General features: G+C 73.2%; 17 protein-coding genes. 9 read left to right on the forward strand and 8 right to left on the reverse strand.

Annotated features, from left to right (window positions below):
- A partial coding sequence (locus AOK15_RS16870; RefSeq protein ID WP_167738822.1) for a TerD family protein occupies positions 1-551 on the reverse strand: 551 nt, incomplete at its 3' end.
- A gap of 305 nt (positions 552-856) precedes the next feature.
- On the opposite strand from AOK15_RS16870, the gene AOK15_RS16875 reads away from it, so the two are divergent.
- The 5 genes from AOK15_RS16875 to AOK15_RS16895 all read left to right on the forward strand — a co-directional run bounded on the left by AOK15_RS16875 (position 857) and on the right by AOK15_RS16895 (position 7,260).
- Entirely contained in the window at positions 857-1,300 is a 444-nt protein-coding gene (locus AOK15_RS16875) for a DUF6643 family protein (RefSeq protein ID WP_055517593.1), read from the forward strand.
- Positions 1,301-1,367: 67 nt separating this feature from the next.
- A complete protein-coding gene (locus AOK15_RS16880; protein WP_055517595.1) occupies positions 1,368-2,192 on the forward strand; it encodes an MOSC domain-containing protein in 825 nt (274 codons plus the stop codon).
- A 250-nt stretch (positions 2,193-2,442) separates the two neighbouring features.
- Complete coding sequence (locus tag AOK15_RS16885; RefSeq protein WP_055517597.1) at positions 2,443-3,066, forward strand: Rv1733c family protein; 624 nt, start codon at positions 2,443-2,445, stop codon at positions 3,064-3,066.
- 111 nt (positions 3,067-3,177) lie between these two features.
- On the forward strand, positions 3,178-5,622 hold the full coding sequence (locus AOK15_RS16890) for a right-handed parallel beta-helix repeat-containing protein (RefSeq protein WP_055517598.1): 2,445 nt from the start codon (positions 3,178-3,180) through the stop codon (positions 5,620-5,622).
- A gap of 132 nt (positions 5,623-5,754) precedes the next feature.
- Positions 5,755-7,260: an alpha/beta hydrolase gene (locus AOK15_RS16895; RefSeq protein ID WP_205632150.1), complete on the forward strand. Its 1,506-nt coding sequence runs from the start codon at positions 5,755-5,757 to the stop codon at positions 7,258-7,260.
- Between the two features lie 55 nt (positions 7,261-7,315).
- Here the strand turns inward: AOK15_RS16895 and AOK15_RS16900 are convergent, their stop codons facing one another.
- Positions 7,316-9,718, reverse strand: coding sequence for a hypothetical protein (locus tag AOK15_RS16900; RefSeq protein WP_055517602.1), 2,403 nt, complete (start codon positions 9,716-9,718; stop codon positions 7,316-7,318).
- Between the two features lie 290 nt (positions 9,719-10,008).
- Between AOK15_RS16900 and AOK15_RS16905 the strand changes: the two genes are divergently transcribed.
- Complete coding sequence (locus tag AOK15_RS16905) at positions 10,009-10,836, forward strand: DeoR/GlpR family DNA-binding transcription regulator (RefSeq protein WP_055517604.1); 828 nt, start codon at positions 10,009-10,011, stop codon at positions 10,834-10,836.
- Between the two features lie 151 nt (positions 10,837-10,987).
- Here the strand turns inward: AOK15_RS16905 and cds1 are convergent, their stop codons facing one another.
- Entirely contained in the window at positions 10,988-12,121 is a 1,134-nt protein-coding gene (gene cds1, locus AOK15_RS16910) for an L-cysteine desulfhydrase Cds1 (RefSeq protein ID WP_055517607.1), read from the reverse strand.
- A gap of 359 nt (positions 12,122-12,480) precedes the next feature.
- Between cds1 and AOK15_RS16915 the strand changes: the two genes are divergently transcribed.
- Both AOK15_RS16915 and AOK15_RS16920 read left to right on the forward strand, forming a co-directional pair.
- The gene (locus AOK15_RS16915) at positions 12,481-12,804 is read left to right on the forward strand and encodes a hypothetical protein (protein ID WP_055517608.1); all 324 of its coding nucleotides are present in this window, start codon (positions 12,481-12,483) and stop codon (positions 12,802-12,804) included.
- A 272-nt stretch (positions 12,805-13,076) separates the two neighbouring features.
- On the forward strand, positions 13,077-13,610 hold the full coding sequence (locus tag AOK15_RS16920) for an ATP-binding protein (protein WP_079058533.1): 534 nt from the start codon (positions 13,077-13,079) through the stop codon (positions 13,608-13,610).
- 85 nt (positions 13,611-13,695) lie between these two features.
- Here the strand turns inward: AOK15_RS16920 and AOK15_RS16925 are convergent, their stop codons facing one another.
- From AOK15_RS16925 to AOK15_RS16935, 3 genes are all read right to left on the reverse strand, one after another.
- On the reverse strand, positions 13,696-14,007 hold the full coding sequence (locus tag AOK15_RS16925; RefSeq protein WP_055517610.1) for an SHOCT domain-containing protein: 312 nt from the start codon (positions 14,005-14,007) through the stop codon (positions 13,696-13,698).
- Between the two features lie 121 nt (positions 14,008-14,128).
- Positions 14,129-15,376 (reverse strand): ROK family protein, encoded by a 1,248-nt coding sequence (locus AOK15_RS16930; RefSeq protein ID WP_055517613.1) that lies wholly within the window; start codon positions 15,374-15,376, stop codon positions 14,129-14,131.
- Positions 15,377-15,427: 51 nt separating this feature from the next.
- Entirely contained in the window at positions 15,428-16,165 is a 738-nt protein-coding gene (locus AOK15_RS16935; protein ID WP_055517615.1) for an alpha-ketoglutarate-dependent dioxygenase AlkB family protein, read from the reverse strand.
- A gap of 66 nt (positions 16,166-16,231) precedes the next feature.
- On the opposite strand from AOK15_RS16935, the gene AOK15_RS16940 reads away from it, so the two are divergent.
- The gene (locus AOK15_RS16940; protein WP_205632151.1) at positions 16,232-17,386 is read left to right on the forward strand and encodes a methyltransferase; all 1,155 of its coding nucleotides are present in this window, start codon (positions 16,232-16,234) and stop codon (positions 17,384-17,386) included.
- Between the two features lie 114 nt (positions 17,387-17,500).
- Here the strand turns inward: AOK15_RS16940 and AOK15_RS16945 are convergent, their stop codons facing one another.
- Positions 17,501-18,274, reverse strand: coding sequence for an AraC family transcriptional regulator (locus AOK15_RS16945; RefSeq protein ID WP_055517619.1), 774 nt, complete (start codon positions 18,272-18,274; stop codon positions 17,501-17,503).
- Between the two features lie 168 nt (positions 18,275-18,442).
- A complete protein-coding gene (locus AOK15_RS16950; protein WP_055517621.1) occupies positions 18,443-19,303 on the reverse strand; it encodes a class II fructose-bisphosphate aldolase in 861 nt (286 codons plus the stop codon).
- Positions 19,304-19,368 lie beyond the last annotated feature (65 nt).

A 19,368-nucleotide genomic window follows, 5' to 3' on the forward strand; every position in this document is an offset into this window, starting at 1 on the left:
GCGGCGGCGTGCTGGGGTTCGTCGACGGTGATACCGAAGTCGGTGGCCAGTCCTTCGAGGCCGCTGCTGTAGCCCTGGCCGACGGCACGGAACTTCCAGGCGCCCTGTCGGCGGTAGAACTCGCCGAGTACGAAGGCCGTCTCGACTCCGGCGTCCGCGCTGTCGAAGCGCGCGACCTCGGTGCCCGCCCGCTCGTCGAGCACGCGGATGTACAGGCCGGGCACCTGCCCGAACGTTCCTCCGTCGGCGGACGCCGCCAGCACCACCGTCTCGACGGCGGGCTCCACGCGTGTGAGGTCGACGTGCAGGGAGTCGGTCACCTGTCCGCCGATGTCCTGTTTACCCCCGTGCCGGACGGCACCGGAGGAGTGCGCGGGCTGGTTGTAGAAGACGAAGTCCGCGTCGGAGCGGACCTTCCCCCCGGTCAGCAGCAGCGCCGACGCGTCGGCGTCCGGCACACCCGGCCCGGAGCGCCAGCCCAATTCCACGCGTAGCTCGGCCGTCGGCACCGCGACGTTCGATCCTTTCGGCATTGTCATGTCCGCCCCCATCAGAAGGTCACCCGCAAGGGTCATCGCCAGGCCGCGTCCCACGCAGTCCGTCCGAACCGTCCGGCCCGTCTGTCGGCGCCAAACCTATTCCCCCGGCGCCCGAACCCCCAGAAGCCGTACCGAAAGATCAGTGGCCAACCCCCGGTAACCCGCCCGGAACTCGGCCTTTACACGATCACAGCCCTTTTCGCTGCCCTTTTTCGCCGAGTTCGCTCGCATTGGGGATCCAGCGTCACTGCGGACACGGAAAACAACCCTCTTATCGGTCTCCCCAACCAGCACATCGTGGGCTTAACTTATGTGCCATGACCTCCCCCCGCTCCACCTACGGCGGCGGTTACTACTCCGCCTCGTCCTTCGCGGACACCCCGATCTACGACTCTCTCGTCGCCGAGCGGGGAACCCCTCAGATCGCGCCGATCCGAGTCCCGGCCGCGTACGACACGCCGGGCAGCAATCTGCCCGCGCTCCCGTCGGCGCTCCCCGCGCTTCCTTCGGGCCCCTCGCAGCCCTCGCCCGCCTACGGTTATCCGCAGGCCCAGCAGCCGTCGCCGCTTCAGCAGGCGCCGTCCGCGTACATCCCGCAGCAGGCCGGTGGTCCGCGCGGCTATCCCGGCGCGCAGCCGCCTCAGCAGCAGCGCCCCATGGGTCCCGGCACGGGTTACGAGGCCATGCGCCCCGCCGCCCCGCGCCCGGCGCCCACGTATCAGCAGGATCCGTACAACGGCCAGCAGTACCGCGGGTACTGAGCCGCGGTACCGAGCCGACTGAAACATTCCGCGTGGGGTGGTCACCGCCGTTTGGCAGGATGACCCCATGGGGAATCCGTCGCTGCACTCGATCCACGTCCACCCGCTGAAGGCGGCCCGGGGCTTCGCCCCCGAGGAGGCCGTCGTGGAGCCCTGGGGTCTGGCGGGTGACCGTCGCTGGGTGCTGGTCGACGACTCGGGCAAGGTCATCACACAACGTCCGCATCCGCGCATGGCGTTGGCCGCCGCCGGGCTGGAGCCCGGCGGCGGCGTCGTGCTGTCCGCGCCCGGCCGCGAGCCGCTCACCGTCGTCGCACCCGGGCCGGCCCCGACGGTCACGGTGGAGATCTGGCAGGACAAGGTGGAGGCGGTGCCCGCCGACGTGGCCGCGCACGCCTGGTTCAGCGACTACCTGGGCGTGCCCGTACGCCTGGTCCACCTGGACGACCCCGCGACCCGTCGCCCCGTCGACCCCGAGTTCGCCCGTCCCGGCGAGACGGTCAGTTTCGCCGACGGCTACCCGCTGCTGCTCACCACCCTCGGCTCGCTCGACGCGCTCAACTCCCTGATCGCCCACGGCGACCATCCCGAGGAGGGCCCGCTGCCGATGAGCCGCTTCCGGCCGAACGTCGTGGTGGACGGCACCAAGGGGTGGGCCGAGGACGGCTGGCGGCGCGTCGCCATCGGCGAGGTCACCTTCCGGGTCGCCAAGATGTGCGGGCGGTGCGTGGTGACCACCACCGACCAGGACACCGCACAGCGGGGCCGGGAGCCGCTGCGGACCCTCGCCCGGCACCGGCGGTTCGGGGACAAGCTGGTCTTCGGGCAGAACCTCGTTCCGGAATCCGGCGGCACGGTTCGGATCGGCGATCCGGTGCGCGTGCTCGAATAGCCTTGCGGATAAGGGGTGTTCGGGCCGTGGAGATCCCCGCGAACGCAGGGGAGTACCATCCACTTTGAAAATTCAACATCCTGGATTCGGTCGGCGGTCGGGAACACAGGTACCCGGCCCGGCCGTTGGGCCTTTGTGAGAAGTTCATGAGAAGGCCGGTCGGAGAGGTGATTTCGCTCTCTCTTCACCGGTACCGCGCGTGGGCGTCCCCGCTGGGGGTTATCACGGACGCGGAAGGGGGCGTGGGACAGTGCGGGCAATCGGCGGGCTGGGGGCATTCGGCGGGCTGTGGCGTTGGCGCCACAATCCCCTGCGCCGGACGACCGATCTCGTCGAGGCGTGGCTGGCGTTCGCGGCCCTCACGCTGATCCTCGTCGCCGCCCCCCTCGTCGGCGCCGTCGTCGGGACGGCCACCCAGGGTTCCTTGCAGCAGTCCGTGCGGGACCAGCGGGCGGCCCGGCACCTGGTGGCGGCCACCGTCGTCAAGCGGGTCGGCGGCTCCCCGTTCGACCCCGACCCCGAGACGTCGACCTCCCGTGACCGGCACAGCCGCGTGGTCGCCGACTGGACCGGCCCCGACGGCACCGACCGGCACGGCACGGTCCTGTCGGGCCTCAAGGACCCGCGGCCGGGGGACCGCTTCGCGCTGTGGACGGACGCCCGGGGCCGCACGGTCGGCCGGCCGCTCGACAGCGCGACCGCGACGACCCACGCGGTCCTGGCCGGCTTCGGTGCGACCGTGCTGGCCGCGGGCTTCATCGAGGGCTGCCGACGACTGATCGTCTGGCGCATGATCCGCCGGCGGTACGTCCGTTGGGACCAGGCATGGGACAAGGCGGGGCCGGACTGGGGCAGGACGGGCACGGGCAGCTGACGGCCTTCCCACTCCGGTCAACTCGCCGTGTCCGCGCACGCTACGGTGGACCGACCAGCCGAACTGTTCGGCATCGACCCGCGTTCCACGAGGTGGGGGCACAGCAACGCCATGGCACAGGGCACGGTCCAGGTGACGCACACCGGTACATCGCGGTGGCGGCGCCGCACTGGTGAGTACACATCGCTCGCCGCGGCCCTGGAGGCCGCGAGCGACGGCGATGTGCTCATCGTCGCTCCCGGCACGTACCGGGAGAACCTCGTCGTGCAGCGCGGGGTCACGCTGCGCGGCCCGGAGGGATCGCCCGGCTCGGTCCGCATCGCGCCCGTGGACGGTGTGCCGCTCACGGTGTCCGCCTCGGCCGTGGTGCAGGACCTGCACGTGGAGGGCCAGGACGCGGCGGCGCCGGCGCTGCTCGTCGAGGACGGCACGCCCGAGCTGCTGGACCTCAGGATCGTGACCCGCTCCGCGGCCGGCATCGAGGTGCGCGGCAGCGCCCGTCCGACGGTGCGGCGGTGCACGGTCGACAACCCCGCCGGGATCGGTATCGCCGTCGTCGACGGCGGCGGCGGGGTGTTCGAGGAGTGCGAGGTCGTCGCGGCCGGGCAGGCCGGTGTCGCGGTGCGCGGCGGCGGTCATCCGCGGCTCGACCGGTGCCGGGTGCACCACGCCTCCGGCTCGGGCCTGACGGCGACCGGCGAGAACTCCGCTCTGGAGGCCGTCGGTTGCGAGATCTACGAGGTCCGGGGCAGCGGCGTCCAGATCACCGGGCGGGCCACCGCCCATCTCACCGACTGCGATGTGCACCGTACGACCGCGGACGGCGTCACGCTCGACACGGACGCCGTGCTCACCCTGGCGGACTGCCGCATCCACGACATCCCGGAGAACGCGGTGGACTTGCGTTCCCGCTCCGTGCTCACCCTGACCCGCACCACGGTGCGCCAGTTCGGGCGCAACGGACTGTCGGTATGGGACCCGGGCACCCGCGTGGACGCCAACCAGTGCGAGATCTTCGACAGCACGGGCGACTATCCGGCCGTCTGGGTCAGCGACGGGGCCACGGTTGTCCTGGAGTCCTGCCGGGTCCACGACGTGCCGGACGCCCTGTTCGTCCTGGACCGGGGGTCGCGCGCGGACGTCGTGGACAGCGATCTGTCGCAGGTGCGAAACACGGCCGTGTCGGTGAGCGACGGCGCGACCGCGCAGCTTGACGACTGCCGGATCCGGGACGCCGCGACGGGCGCCTGGTTCCGCGACCACGGCAGCGGCGGCACCCTCAACGGCTGCACCCTGGACGGCACGCAGACCGGAGTGATCGTCACCAAGGGCGCGGACCCCACCATCGAGCGCTGCACGGTCACCTCGCCCGCCGAGGCGGGCTTCTACGTCTCCGCCGAGGGCCGCGGCAGCTTCCTCAACTGCCGGGTCACCGGCAGCGGGGGCTACGGCTTCCACATCATCGACGGCTGCCGCGCGACCCTGCGGAAGTGCCGTACGGAGCGCTGCGCGCGCGGCGGTTACGAGTTCGCGGAGGGCGGCCCCGGCTCCTTGGGCGGCGGGCCCGTGGTCGAGGACTGCGCCAGCGACGAGAGCGCCGGCGTGCGGCCCCCGGTCGCGCACGAGACGGCGACGCAGACCGCGCCCCCCTCCCCCGGTCTGCTGGGCTCCATCCCCGGCCAGCGCACCGTCGAACCCCAGCCGTCGGCGGCCACCGCGCCCGCTGTGGAGCCCGAGCAGCCGGCCCGCACGTCGAAGGCCGTGCTCGGCGAACTGGACGCGCTGGTCGGCCTGGACAGCGTCAAGCGCGAGGTGCGCGCCCTCACGGACATGATCGAGGTGGGCCGCCGCCGCCAGCAGGCCGGCCTGAAGGCCGCCTCCGTCAAACGGCACCTCGTCTTCACCGGCTCCCCCGGCACCGGAAAGACCACGGTCGCCCGTCTCTACGGCGAGATCCTGGCCTCCCTCGGTGTCCTGGACAAGGGCCACCTCGTCGAGGTGTCCCGTGTGGACCTGGTCGGCGAGCACATCGGGTCCACCGCCATCCGCACCCAGGAGGCCTTCGAACGGGCCCGCGGCGGGGTGCTGTTCATCGACGAGGCGTACGCGCTGTCCCCCGAGGACTCCGGCCGGGACTTCGGCAAGGAGGCCATCGACACCCTCGTGAAGCTGATGGAGGACCACCGGGACGCGGTGGTGGTGATCGTCGCCGGCTACACGGCCGAGATGGAGCGCTTCCTCACCGTCAACCCCGGTGTGGCGTCCCGCTTCTCCCGCACGATCACCTTCGACGACTACGAGCCCGCGGAGCTCCTGCGGATCGTCGGGCAGCAGGCCGAGGAGCACGAGTACCGGCTGGCGCCGGGCGCGGGCGAGGCCCTGCTGAAGTACTTCACGGCGATCCCCAAGGGCCCGGCCTTCGGCAACGGCCGTACCGCGCGCCAGACCTTCGAGGCGATGGTGGAGCGTCACGCGAGCCGGGTCGCCCAGGTCGACGAACCCAGCACCGACGACCTGACGTTGCTGTACGCGGAGGACCTCCCCGAGCTGCCGTGACGGCTCCCCCGGCGCGCGTCGTGGAGCCGCCGGGGCGCTGCCCCCTGGGGTGAGCCCCAGGGGGAGAACCCCACCACAGGTGTGCGGTCGGCCGGATGGGGCCGAGGGACTCCGGCCGACAGCATGATCCTCATGACGCATCGCACTCGACGAGCCCTCGTCCTCGCCCTGTCCGTCTCGGCCGCCGCCACCACGCTGACCGCCCTCGCCGGCCCGGCCGCCGGAGCGCCCTCCGCCCCGCCCGCACTCACCTGGCGCCCCTGCGCGCAACCCGGTGGCCCCACCGACCAGGAGTGCGCCGACCTGCCCGTCCCGCTCGACTACCGCGACCCCGACGGCCCGCAGCTCACGCTCGCCGTGTCCCGGCTGCGCAGTGAGCACCCGGAGGCACGGCGCGGCACGCTGCTGGTGATCCCCGGCGGACCGGGCGGTTCGGGCGTCCGACGCCTCACCCAGCAGGGGAAGGCGCTGCGTGGGCAGCTCGGCGGCGCGTACGACATCGTCAGCCTGGATCCGCGTGGCGTCGGCGGCAGCACACGGGCGACCTGCGGTCTCCCCGCCGAGGACCGGCACCTGGTGACCCTGCGGGCCTGGCCAGCGCCCGACGGCGGCATCGGTGAGAACATCGCACGGGCCCGGCGTACCGCCGAGGCGTGCGCACGGAACGGCGGGGCCGTGCTGCGCGGCCTCACCACCGCCAACGAGGTACGCGACATCGACCGTTTCCGGCGGGCCCTGGGCGAGGAGCGGCTGTCGGCGTACGGGGTGTCGTACGGGACGTACGTGGGTGCCGTCTACGCGCAGAAGTACCCGGAGCGGACCGATCGTTGGGTGATGGACAGCAACGACGACCCCGATCCGCGCCGGGTCGCGCGGCGCTGGCTGGAGAACATGGCGCGGGGTGCGGAGGACCGGTTCCCGGACTTCGCCGCCTGGGCCGCCGACCCGGCCCGCGCGCCGGAGGGCCTGCGGCTCGCCGGGCGCCCGGAGGACGTACGGCCGCTGTTCCTGGCCCTGGCTGCCGAACTGGACCGTGCGCCGCGGGAGACGGCCACCCCGGGCGTGCCGCTCACGGGCAACCGCCTGCGTCAGGCGATGCATCTCGCCCTCTACAACGACGCCTCCTTCGACGATCTGGCCCTGTTGATACGGCAGGCCGGTGACCCGAAGGCGACGCCGGTGCTGCCGCCCGATCTGGCCGGGCCGCTGAGCGACGAGGACGCGGCGGCCGTCATGGCGGTGATCTGCAACGACGTGCGCTGGCCGACGTCGGTGGCGGCGCACGAGCGGGCGGTGGCCGAGCACCGTGTGCGGTACCCGCTCACGGCCGGCATGCCGGTGAACATCGGCCCGTGCTCGTTCTGGAAGGACCGGCCCGCGGAGAAGCCGACCCGGATCACCGACGACGGCCCGTCCAACATCCTGATGATCCAGAACCGGCGGGACCCGGCCACGCCCCATGTCGGCGCGCTGCGGATGCGGGCGGCCCTCGGCGATCGGGCGCGGCTCGTCACGGTGGAGCGCGGCGGCCACGGCGCCTACCTGGGCACGGGCAACGCGTGCGGCGACCGGACGGTGACCACGTTCCTGCTCACGGGACAGCGGCCCGAGCGGGACGTGACCTGCCCCGACGCGTAGCCGGGGCACGTCCTGGCGGCCCGGGGCCGAGGGCCGGGGCCGAGGCCGTCGTGCGCTAGCAGTCGCGGGGGCCCGGCACCTCGGGGCCGATGCGGGCCAGCAGCCGCTGCCGCTCGGCGGCGAAGGCCGGGTCCGCCTGGTAGTCGGAGTGGCCGAGGATCGGGGCGGGCAGCGGATGGCCGGCGGTGCGGCCGTAGGCGAGGGGGTCCTTGAACGGCTCGGCGTCGACCTCCGGCCCGCACCGGCCCGGCAACCGCACGGGGCCGCCTATGGGGTCGGTGAGCCGGTACAGATTGCGCCAGCAGTCGACCTCGCGGTGCAGGGAGGCGAGGGACGCCGGGCCGAAGTGGGCGGGGAACCACCGTCCGTACAGCCGCTCCAGCGGTGAGCCGTACGTCAGCAGCGCGACCCGGCTCCGGACCGACGGGGTCAGCTGCCAGGCGGCGGCCGCGGCGAGGACGCTGCCCTGGGAGTGTCCGGAGATCACCAGTCGTCCGCCCGTCGTGCGGGTCCAGGTGGCCATCCGCCAGGTGAGGTCGGGCACGGCGCGCTCGGCGTAGCAGGGCGGGGCGAAGGGGTGCGCGGCGCGCGGCCAGAAGGTGCCGACGTCCCAGAGGATGCCGATGGTGCGGCGCGCGGAGGCGTCCTTGTAGGCGCGGCGGCCCCAGGTGACGAAGAGCAGGAAGCCGACGCCGATCAACCAGGACCCGAGCGCCTGCGCGGTCTGGGCCGCGCCCGCGACGAAGGCGTACGAGTCCCGCGCCGCCCGCGCCGGGGTCTGCCCCGTGGCGAACGCGCCGGCCAGCGCTCCGGCGCCGAGCAGCAGCGTCACGGTCGAGATGATGCCGACGACGCGGGGCGCGCGGTCGGTGAGGGCGGCCATGGCACGGGTACGGGCGATCCGCAGGGTCCGGGCGGTGTCACGGGGTTCGGGCTCCTCGTCCGTGCCGCTCGCCCGCGGCCGTACGGCCTCGGCCAGGCCGTACTCCTCCTCCACCGCCGCCGTCTCCGCGCGCCGCAGCACCCAGGTGCGGCGGGCCAGCCAGACGAGCAGGGTCACCACCACCAGGAGCAGGGGCGGGATCACGGCGGCCTGCCAGGTGAGGAGGATCGGCGGGCCGGGGAGGGCGTCGTCGGTGCCGCCGAGCCAGTCGGCGACGCGCTGGGCGACACCGGCGGACATGACACCGCCGAGGGCGCAGGCCAGCATCGCGACGGCAGGGCCGCCGAGTCCGTGCAGCGCGGTCCGCGGGTCGGGGCGGGAGCGGTGAAGGACGCGGGCGACCACAGCGAGGGCCAGGACGAGGAGGCCTTGGACCAGGGTGATCCCGCCGAAGGTCAGGTCTCCCGGCAGTCGGCCCGCGGAGCTCCAGCCGGGGCGTGACCAGCCCGCGTACACCAGGGCGAGGACGAGCACCGCGATCGAGGCCGTGGGCAGGCCGCGCACGAGGTGCCCGTCGAGTTCGCGGTCGAGGCGCCTCTCGGAGCGGCCCCTGCGGCACACCACCCACACCACGACCACGGCGAGCACCACGAGCGTCGCGTTGAACAGCCACCCCAGGAGCTCCAGGACGGCGGGGCCGCCGGGGCGGCGGTCCTCTCGGGCGGCGGACGTCCCGACGGCCGCCGCGACCGTCAGGAACCCGGCCGCCGTGTGGGCGGCGCGCAGCCGGGCCACGAGGCGGCGCCCGTACCAGAAGCCGGGGCGGCCGAGCGCGACCGGTTCGACGTCGTCCTCGGTGGGGCGGGCCTCGGCGCGGTCCATGGGGCGCTGCGACTCGTACTCGCTCCAGGTGCGGTGGGAGAGGTACCACAGGAGCACGGTCAGGGCGGTGGGCACCAGGGCGGCCAGGGCGAGGCGGCGGCCGGGGCTGCTCCACCAGCCGTGGTGGGAGAGGTCCGGGGAGAGGAAGCCGAGCCAGGTGTGTGCCTCGGCGCACGCGCGCGTGCCCGCGCACTGCCATGCGGTCAGATCGAGGGCGACCTCGCAGGCGGCGGCCACGAGCAGCACGGTCAGGGTCAGACCGGTGAGGCGGACCAGGAGGCCGTGCAGACGTATGGTCCGCCGTCTGTGGCGGGCACCGGGGCGCATCCAGTGGGCGAGGTTGACGACCATGAACGGCAGCAGCAACAGCCACAGGGCGCGGGAGCCGTTGCCGGAGGTGAGGTTGCACCAGACGTAGGCCTCGGGCACGGGTCCGCCGCGGTGGTCGGCGGGGCGGGCCTCGGCGTCGGCGTCGTCGATGCGGCGGAAGACGGCCGCCGTGTCGTCGCCGGTGACGCGGACGGTGCGCGGATCGTCCAGCATGCGTTCGGGGGTGGTGCCGCCGACGCCGTGGACGAGCAGTTCGAGGGCGGTGTCGTCGTCGGTCCCGGTGCGGCCGGTGGCCTCGCGCCCGCCCGTCTCCGACCGTCCGGGGCGTTCTCCGTACTCGGCGTGCTCCGTCGCACGATCCACTGGTCCGCTTCCCCCGTGATGCGCCGCAAGGCATGTGTCATGTGCAGGTACAGATGATCGCCGCAAAGCGGTCTCCCTACACCTGTGGTCACCGAATCTCCCCGATCCGTGTGATAGTGACGGGCGCGGAAACGCGATACGGGCTGTTCGCGCGCGTGCAGGTGGTGGCGCGACCAGTGGTGTGGCGTGCGAATATGGGACGTCCTCGGGACCGGGGACGGGGGAATATCCGCTTCGGAGGGGGTATGGGAGCGTGTCGGGCGTGATGGGGCGAAAGGACCGGAGCGAGCGTGAGTGAGAATCAGAACCTCCTCGCGGAGCAGCGGCGTGCCCTGATCCTCGACGAGGTGCGCCGCAGGGGCGGGGTCCGGGTCAACGAGTTGACGCGCAAGCTGGGCGTCTCGGACATGACGGTCCGCCGCGACCTGGACGCGCTGGCCCGCCAGGGCGCCGTGGAGAAGGTGCACGGCGGCGCGGTCCCGGTGGCCGAGGCGAGTACGCACGAGCCGGGTTTCGAGGCGAAGTCCGGGCTGGAGCTGAGCGCCAAGGAGGACATCGCGCGGGCCGCCGCCGAGTTGGTTGCGCCGGGTTCGGCGATCGCCCTGTCGGGCGGTACGACGACCTACGCGCTCGCGCACCGGCTCGTGGACGTGCCGGATCTGACGGTGGTCACGAACTCGGTACGGGTCGCGGACGTCTTCCATGCCGCGCAGCGCACGACGGGCCCCCGGCAGGGGGCGGCGACCGTGGTGCTCACCGGCGGGGTGCGGACGCCGTCCGACTCGCTCGTGGGGCCGGTGGCCGATCAGGCGATCGCGGCGCTCCACTTCGATGTGCTGTTCCTCGGGGTGCACGGGATATCGGTGGAGGCGGGCCTGTCCACGCCGAACCTGGCGGAGGCAGAGACCAACCGCCGGCTCGTGCAGTCGGCACGGCGGGTCGTGGTCGTGGCCGACCACACCAAGTGGGGGACGGTGGGCCTGAGTTCGTTCGCCGCGCTCGACCAGGTGGACACGCTGGTCACGGACGCGGGCCTGGCCGCGCAGGCGCGGGCGGAGATCTCCGAGCACCTGCGGCGGCTGGTGGTGGCCGGGGAGGACGAGGACAGGGACCTCTGACGAGGACGCGGGTCCCGTCCGGGCGCGGCCCCGCCCTGGCCCCGGTCCCGTCCGGACGCCTGCCCGTCACGGGCGCCGGCTCGGTCCGGGCGCCGGCGTCTCTCCGCTACCGCGAGGCGGCCACACCGGTCGTACGGCCGCCCGCCCCCCGTCACCGCGGGGGCGCCGCCCACACTCCCGTCGCCAGGAGGGAGTCGATGGCCGCCGTGTAAGGGGCGATGTCCAGGCCCTGCTCCCGCAGCCACGCGTCGGAGTAGTACTTGTCGAGGTAGCGGTCGCCGGGGTCGCACAGGAGCGTGACGACACTGCCCCGGTGCCCCTCCGCCACCATCTCGGCGATGATCTTGAGGGCGCTCCACAGGCCCGTCCCGGTGGAGCCGCCCGCCTTGCGGCCGATGGTCTGCTCCAGGGCCCGTACGGCGGCGACACTGGCCGCGTCGGGGACCTTCATCATGCGGTCGACGGCGCCGGGGACGAAGCTGGGCTCCATCCGGGGGCGGCCGATGCCCTCGATACGGGAACCGCAGTCGCAGGTGACGTCCGGGTCGCCGGTGGTCCAGCCCTCGAAGAAACAGGAGTTCTCGGGGTCGGCGACACAGATGCGGGTGTCGTACTGCATGTAGTGGACGTAGCGCGCGATGGTCGCGGAGGTGCCGCCGGTGCCGGCGGTGGCGACGATCCAGGTGGGCTCGGGGAAGCGCTCCAACTCCAGTTGGCGGAAGACGGATTCGGCGATGTTGTTGTTGCCTCGCCAGTCCGTGGCCCGCTCGGCGTAGGTGAACTGGTCCATGTAGTGGCCGCCGGTCTCCACCGCGAGGCGGGCCGACTCCTCGTACATCTTCCGCGAGTCGTCCACGAAGTGGCAGCGGCCGCCGTGGAACTCGATGAGGCGGATCTTCTCGGCACTGGTCGTGCGCGGCATGACGGCGATGAAGGGGACACCGATCAGCTTGGCGAAGTACGCCTCCGAGACGGCGGTGGAGCCGCTGGACGCCTCGATGACGGGACGGCCCGGCCGGATCCAGCCGTTGCACAGGCCGTAGAGGAAGAGGGAACGGGCCAGGCGGTGCTTGAGGCTGCCCGTCGGGTGGGTCGACTCGTCCTTGAGATACAGGTCGATCCCCCACGTCTCGGGCAGGGGGAAGCGCAGCAGATGGGTGTCGGCGGAGCGGTTGGCATCGGCCTGGACCCGGCGGACCGCCTCTTTGAGCCAGGTCCGGTACTCGGGGTCGCTGTGGTCGACGTCGAGGGTCGCGCCAGGGCGAGTGGTCTGGGGGGTGCTCACGGCGTGCTCCTCACAGGGTGCGCCGACGGCGTGTCGCGGCGTCGGACGTCCCGATGATAAACACCTTCCGCACGCTTCTCACCTGCATAAACATCCCTTTGAGCAACTCAAAGACAGTCCTGTGGCGGCAATGCGCGGGGCGCATGGGGGGCGCATGCCGCGCATGCGCCGGAACCCCGCCCCCGACCAACCGTGCGCACTGGTGCTCGACGGCGGGGACGTGCAGACTTCACCGCACGGGCCTGGTCGGTCCCGCCGAGGGGGTGGCACGGGGAAGCGCGCCCCTCGGGCACACTGGATCACGGCCCGGTACGGATCACGACAGTGGACGGCCGAGAGCGCACTAGGGGGCGGGGCACATGGCGGAGCCGGAGTTCACGGCCACGGGCGTGCGGATCGGGAAGCGGCTGCGGCAGCTCACCCGGGCGGGCCAGGTCAGGATCGAGGACGGCCGGCTGCAGTTGCTGACCAGTTACGGCAGTGAGATCGACAGCGCCCCGGTGCAGGCGGTGCGCGCCTCGAAGCCCTGGTTCGCCAACGAGGACCGGGCGTTGGCCGATGTCAACGGCACCCGCTACACGCTCACGCTGAACGAGCACGACCCCGCTCCGGGGAAGCCAGGCCCGCCCTCGGCGCGCCGGTTCATCGAGGCGGTGCGCAAGGCGGCGGGGCGCGGTGGCTGACGGACCGCGAGTTGCGGGACCCGACCCCCTGGGTCACGCTGTTCTCACGTAACTCTGGGTTTACCGGCGATAACGCTGCGAACCAGCCCGCCGGCCACGACAGCGGGCGGCGATCTGTACGCAGCCACCCCACGAGCAGACGGCAGCCCCCGGCGGCCGTCCACCAGGCGGCAGTCACAGGCGGCCGCCCCACAGCAGGCGGCGTTTTTCGCCCAGCCACCTCGCTGGATCCGTACTCCGATCTTCCGGACTCACATCGGGGAGTCGCAGCCGTGATCAGCCAGCAAAGCAGGCACTGCACGGTGGAGCTCCAAGCCCTGCCGTCGCGGATCGGCCAGGTCCGCAGAATCGTATCTGCGCAATTGCGCTACTGGCATCTGGATCCGTTGATAGAGCGGGCCGCGCTCGGTGTGACCGAGTTGCTGTCCAACGTCCACCGGCACGCGGAGCCGGACAAGTCGTGCACCGTGGAGATGGAGTTGCTCCTCGGCCGGCTCACGGTCTCGGTGCAGGACAACGACCCCCGCCTCCCGATCGTCCAGGACGCGGAGCTGTTCGCCACCAGTGGGCGCGGGCTCGCGATGGTCGCCGCGGTGAGCGAGAGCTGGGGTGTCCGTCCGCACGGCCGGACGGGGAAGGTCGTGTGGTTCACACTGCCGGCGTCCTCGGCGGCGGTGCCGAAGATCTCGCCGTACGACGTCGGGCAGCCCCAGCCGCAGTTGCAGCCGTGCGACACCGGGTTCCGGCCCGCCGCGCGTGGGCGCAGGCCCGAACACGCTCCCGCCCGGTCGGCCGTCGCAGGCTGACCGGGCGGTGACCGCCTTCGCCGTACGGCTGGTCCGTGCGCCGTACGGCTGCTCCGTGCGCCGGCCGGTGGCCCCCGCCGGTGTCTCATCCCCCCTTGCCCGACCGTGGTCCGAACTGCTCGTCCAGGACGGACAGTCGGCGCCAGTACTCGTCCTCGTCGATCTCGCCGGAGGCGAAACGGCGGCCGAGCATCGCGATCGGTGAGTCGCCGGTGGGACGGCTGTCGCCGTGCGGGGCGAAGCCGGCCGCCGACGGCCACCACGGGGCCCGGTGCCCGCGGCGGACGGTGCGGCGCAGGAGGGTGACGGCTCCGACGACGACCGCAGCCCAGATCAGGGGGAAGAGGAGGAGCCAGGGGCCGGGGCCGTCGCCGCTCCCGTGCGCGAGGGTGTGCATCTCGAACTCATCTCCTTGGGACGCGCCTTGTGTCGATGAGTCGAGGTTCTCGCCGCGAGGGGGTACGGGTCGTCGTACGGGCGGCGGTAGTGGGCGTACCTCCCGCGGAGTACGGGGCCGGTCAGGTCAGGGCTGCCAGCGGGTCGTCCAGTACGGGTTGCCAGGCCAGTTCGGCGGCGCCGACCAGGCTGTTGTGGTCGAGGGTGCAGGGGAGGATGGGGACCACTGCGCTCTGGCGGGCCCAGAGGCTGCGGTCGGCGACCACGCTGCGCAGCCTGTCGGGGTCGGTGTCCAGGAGTGTGCGGTGCAGGCCGCCGAGGATGATCCGGTCGGGGTTGAGGATGTTGACGAGACCGGCGAGGCCCAGGCCGAGCCGGTCGATGAGGGACTCGGTGGCGGTGCGGACGGCCGGGTCGGCGTACTCCGTGCGGATGAGGTCGTTGGCCTGCTGCAGCAGGGAGATCACGGGTCCGGGGTCACGGCCGGCCGCGGTGAGGAAGGCCAGCGGGTCGGCCTCCACGTCGAGGCAGCCGCGGCTGCCGCAGTGGCAGGGGCGGCCCTCGGGGTTGACGGTGAGATGGCCGACTTCGAGGGCGAGCCCGGAACTCCCGGTGTGCAGGCGGCCGTCGAGGACCAGCGCCCCGCCCACGCCCCGGTGTCCGGTGGCCACGCAGAGGAGGTCGCGAGCACCCCGGCCGGCGCCGTGCCGGTGTTCGGCGAGCGCGGCGAGGTTCACGTCGTTGGCCGCGAAGGCCGGGCCCTTGATGCCGGCCGCCCGTACCCGTTCGGAGAAGATCTCGCGGACCGGGGCACCCGCCGGCCAGGCCAGGTGGAGTGGGTTCAGGGCGAGGCCCGCCGGTTCGGCCACGGCGGACGGCACGGCGAGTCCGGCGCCCACGCATCGCCGGCCCGTCTCGCGGAGCAGGTCGGCGCCCGCCTCGACCACCGACCCGAGCACCTTCGCCGGGTCGGCGTCGACGGTCTCGCAGCCGGGAGCGGTCGCCACGATCCGCCCGCCGAGCCCGACCAGCGCGGCCCGCCATCCGTCGGCGTGCACCTGGGCGGCGAGCGCGACGGGGCCCTCCTCGGCGACCTCCAGACGGTGCGAGGGGCGGCCCTGGGAACCGGCGGCCGCGCCGGGGTGCGCGTCGACCCGGATCAGCCCCAGCGCCTCCAGCTCCGCGGCCACGGCGCCCGCCGTGGCCCGGGTGACGCCCAGTTCGGAGGTGAGCACGGCCCGCGTCGGCGCCCGCCCGGTGTGCACGAGTTCGAGCGCCGGACCGAGCGCGCCCCTCCCCCGGTCCAGCCGGGTGCGTGTCGCCGTCGCTGTCCCTTCGCCCGCCGCCTTGGGGGCCGCCTTGCCGTCCATGAGGGCGAGTCTCCCATGATCCGTACCGGCTCGGGTGCCGCCGAGTCGGCCTCACCCGTCGCCGAAGCCGCTCACCCGCAGAGTGATGTTCAGCCGCCCGGCCAGGCCCAACGCGGGCGGCGCCGTCCCCGCGTACACCCGGGGCACCCCGTGGTACGCCTGCCGGGACGGCCCGCCGAACACGAAGAGATCGCCGCTGCGCAGCTCCACGTCCGTGTACGGGCGGGCCCGCGAGCGCGGGTTGCCGAAGCGGAAGACACAGGTGTCGCCGAGGCTCAGCGACACCACCGGCGCGTCCGACTTCTCGTCGCTGTCGCGGTGCATGCCCATGCGGGCGTCCCCGTCGTAGAAGTTGATCAGGGCGATGTCGTACGGGGCGAGGTCGTGCAGGTCTGCCGGCACGCGGGGGTCCGGCGTCGGGTCGGCAGCCGTTCCGGGGGGCGTCGCGGGGCCGGGGCCCTTCACCGGGTGGACACCCTGGCCCGCCGCGACCGCGCGGCGGGCCAGGGTGTCCAGCCAGGCCGGGAAGGGCTTCACGGGGGCGCCGTCGCCGTCGACCACCGTGGGGGCGTAGCCGTACGGGTACCAGTGGTGGCCGAGGCAGACCTGGCGGGCGGTCATCGTGCCGCCGCCGGGGGTGCGGACCGTGCGGAGCCCGGCGGGCGGGCGGGCCCAGTCGCGGCAGGCCGCGAGGAGCCGCCGCTGCCGCTCCATGTCCAGCCAGTCGGGGACGTGGACCGCGCCGGGCGCGATCTCCGTACGGCTGCGGGGGAACAGCTCGGCGTCCATGGCTCCATCATCACGCACCCTGCGGGGAACCGGCGTGAGCTGCGGCTCGGTTAGCCTGGGCACACGATGAGCGACCGTATGACCGCGCCCTGGGGCGATTACGCCCTGGCCCGCCACCCCGAGGACCCCCGTGACCGGCTGCGCGCCTGGGACGCGTCCGACGCGTATCTGCTGCGCCACCTCGCGGCGAGCGGAACACCGCTGGACGGGACGGTCGTGGTGGTCGGTGACCGCTGGGGCGCCCTGACCACGGCGCTCGCGGCACACCGGCCGATCCAGATCACCGACTCCTTCCTGAGTCGGGAGGCCACGCGGGCGAACCTGGCGCGCAAGGGGGCCGACCCCGACACCGTGCGGCTGCTCACCACTCAGGACCCGCCTCCGGAGCGGGTCGACGTGCTCCTGGTCCGGGTGCCCAAGAGCCTCGCCCTCCTGGAGGACCAGCTGCACCGGCTGGCGCCGGCCGTGCACGAGGGGACGGTCGTCGTCGGCACGGGGATGGTGAAGGAGATCCACACCTCTACGCTGAAGTTGTTCGAGCGGATCCTCGGGCCGACCCGCACCTCGCTCGCCGAGCAGAAGGCACGGCTGATCCTCTGCACGCCGGACGCCGGGGTCGTGCGGGCCCGCGAGGCCGACCCGTGGCCGTACACCTATGAACTGCCGGACGACATCGGGCCGTTGGCCGGGCGTACCGTGGTCAATCACGCGGGGGTGTTCTGCGCCGACCGGCTCGACATCGGCACCCGGTTCTTCCTGCGGCACCTGCCTCGGGGCCGCGGTGGCGGGCGCGTGGTGGATCTGGGGTGCGGCAACGGCGTGGTCGGTACGGCGGTCGCGTTGGACGACCCGGACGCCGAGGTGGTGTTCGTGGACGAGTCGTACCAGGCGGTGGCCTCGGCGGAGGCGACGTACCGGGCGAACGCGGACGGCAAGGCGGAGTTCCGGGTCGGGGACGGGATGGCGGGGTTCGCTCCGGGCAGCGTCGATCTCGTCCTCACCAATCCGCCGTTCCACTCCCATCAGGCGACGACCGACGCGACGGCCTGGCGGATGTTCACCGGGGCGCGGCGCGCGCTGCGGCCGGGGGGCGAGCTGTGGGTGGTCGGCAATCGCCATCTGGGGTACCACGTGAAGCTGCGACGGATCTTCGGCAACAGCCGACTCGTCGCCGGTGACGCGAAGTTCGTGGTGTTGCGGGCGGTCAAGCGGGGGTCGTGACGGCGAGGGCGCGCGTCGAGAGCCGTGACGCCGAGGGCGCGCCTCCGTGTCCGTGACCGCGGGGGTGCGCGCCCGCGTCGGCGAGGATGCCTGTCCGTGGTGGTCGGCGGCAGGTCACGGTGCGACCCCGCGCAGGGCCCTCGGGGATGCGCCCAGTTCGCGGCGGCAGGCCTTGTTGAAGGCCTGGAGGTCGGGGATGCCCACGGAGGCGGCGACGGCGGGGATGGAGAGGGTCGTGGCGCGCAGCAGGTGGTGGGCGCGTTCGAGTCTGCGGCGGCGGATGTAACCGACGACCGTGCTGCCTGTCTCCGCCCGGAACAGCCGGGTCAGGTGGTTGTGGGAGACGCCGGCCGACTGGGCCACGTCCGGGATGGACAGCGGGGCCGCGAGGTGGGCCTCGATATGGGCGATGGCCGTGATGACCGCGGGGTGCGGGCCCGGGTCCGCCGCCGCGGGCGGGGTGAGGTGGGCGACCCGCCACAGGGCCGTCCAGATCTCGGCCCTGGTGCGCTCGGGCTCGCTCGGGGCGGCGGCCACCGCCTGGAGCAACAGGTCGGTCAGGGCGGGGAGTTCGGGGCCGGCGTCCTGGACGACGGGGACCGTGCGGAGCGCGCCGGTCGGGGTGATGCGCAGATGGGCGTAGAGGTGTTCCGAGCGGCCCCGGTAGCGGTAGCGGACCGTGGTGCCGGGCGGGACGAGGCTGACCCGGCCGGGGCGGATGGTGTGGACGGAGCCGTCGACGGTCAGCTCGGCCTCGTACTGGTAGAGGTGGAGCTGCCAGAGCTCCGGGAGCCGGAACACGTCCGTCCGCCCGGCCACCCCGTGCACGCCGACTCCGATGCCCGCGACGACGGGCGGCTCACCGAGGTGGATCTCCGTCTCCCGCATGACGGAAAACTACCAGTGACGGCCGTCACATTCCCCGCCCGGGCGGCTCCGTTAGCAGGACCTTTACCCGGCAGCCCCCGGGCGCGCTTCTTCCGCCGGGGACGGCCGTAGGTCGTCTGGGACGCCCCGGCTCACGGGACGGCGCCCCTCACCGCCTGGCGCCGAGCCTCATGTCGAAGGGGTGGCCAGGACGCCGATGAGGCGGGCCACCGTCTCCGTCATCGCCGTACGGCCCGCCGCGAGGTAGGTGCGGGGGTCCACGGCTTCGGGGCGGGCGGTCAGGAAGTCGCGGATCGCGCCGGTCAGGGCGATGTTGAGGGCGGTACCGATGTTGACCTTGACGATTCCGCCGGTGACGGCCGCCCGGAGTTCGTCGTCGGGGACGCCGGAGGAGCCGTGCAGGACGAGGGGGACGTCGAGGGCGCCGGAGAGCCGTTTGAGGAGGGTGTGGTCGAGCGTGGCGGTCCGGGTGGTCATGGCGTGCGCGCTGCCGATGGCCACGGCGAGGGCGTCCACGCCGGAATCGGCCACGAAGGCTCGGGCCTCGTCGGGGTCGGTACGGGCGCCGGGGGCGTGCGCGTCCAGCGGCGGCAGCCCGCTCTTGCCGCCGACCTGCCCCAACTCGGCCTCGATCCACAGGCCCCGGGCGTGCGCCCAGTCCACGGCGGCCCGGGTGGCGGCGAGGTTCTCGGCGTACGGCAGGCGCGACGCGTCGTACATCACCGAGCTGAAGCCGGCGTCGGGTGCCCGGCGCAGCAGGTCGTCGCTCTGGATGTGGTCGAGGTGGAGCGCGACGGGCACGGTCGCCCGCTCGGCCGTGGCGGTGGCGGCGCGGGCCAGCGGGAGCAGATCCCCGCCGTGGAACTTCACGGCGTTCTCGCTGACTTGGAGGACGACGGGCGCGTCGACGGACTCGGCGCCCGCGACGACGGCCTCCGCGTGCTCCAGGGTGATGATGTTGAACGCGGCCACGGCGGTGTGCGCGGCGGCGGCCCCCGTGATCAGCTCACCGGTTGTCGTGAGGGGCACAACTCCTCCTGAGGGGCTGGGCGGTCGAGGATCTGCGGTCGGTGCGGGTTCGTCGCGCGATCCGC

Source organism: Streptomyces ossamyceticus (assembly GCF_001418475.1).
In the GTDB taxonomy this organism is placed as follows: domain Bacteria; phylum Actinomycetota; class Actinomycetes; order Streptomycetales; family Streptomycetaceae; genus Streptomyces; species Streptomyces ossamyceticus.

What these genes read in the sequence shown, in the direction of transcription:
- AOK15_RS16875 (WP_055517593.1), top strand. Translation starts at nt 857, where the DNA reads ATGACCTCCCCCCGCTCCACCTACGGCGGCGGTTACTACTCCGCCTCG.
- AOK15_RS16880 (WP_055517595.1), top strand. Translation starts at nt 1,368, where the DNA reads ATGGGGAATCCGTCGCTGCACTCGATCCACGTCCACCCGCTGAAGGCG.
- AOK15_RS16890 (WP_055517598.1), top strand. Translation starts at nt 3,178, where the DNA reads ATGGCACAGGGCACGGTCCAGGTGACGCACACCGGTACATCGCGGTGG.
- AOK15_RS16895 (WP_205632150.1), top strand. Translation starts at nt 5,755, where the DNA reads ATGACGCATCGCACTCGACGAGCCCTCGTCCTCGCCCTGTCCGTCTCG.
- AOK15_RS16915 (WP_055517608.1), top strand. Translation starts at nt 12,481, where the DNA reads ATGGCGGAGCCGGAGTTCACGGCCACGGGCGTGCGGATCGGGAAGCGG.
- AOK15_RS16925 (WP_055517610.1), bottom strand. Translation starts at nt 14,007, where the DNA reads ATGCACACCCTCGCGCACGGGAGCGGCGACGGCCCCGGCCCCTGGCTC.
- AOK15_RS16930 (WP_055517613.1), bottom strand. Translation starts at nt 15,376, where the DNA reads ATGGACGGCAAGGCGGCCCCCAAGGCGGCGGGCGAAGGGACAGCGACG.
- AOK15_RS16935 (WP_055517615.1), bottom strand. Translation starts at nt 16,165, where the DNA reads ATGGACGCCGAGCTGTTCCCCCGCAGCCGTACGGAGATCGCGCCCGGC.
- AOK15_RS16940 (WP_205632151.1), top strand. Translation starts at nt 16,232, where the DNA reads ATGAGCGACCGTATGACCGCGCCCTGGGGCGATTACGCCCTGGCCCGC.
- AOK15_RS16945 (WP_055517619.1), bottom strand. Translation starts at nt 18,274, where the DNA reads ATGCGGGAGACGGAGATCCACCTCGGTGAGCCGCCCGTCGTCGCGGGC.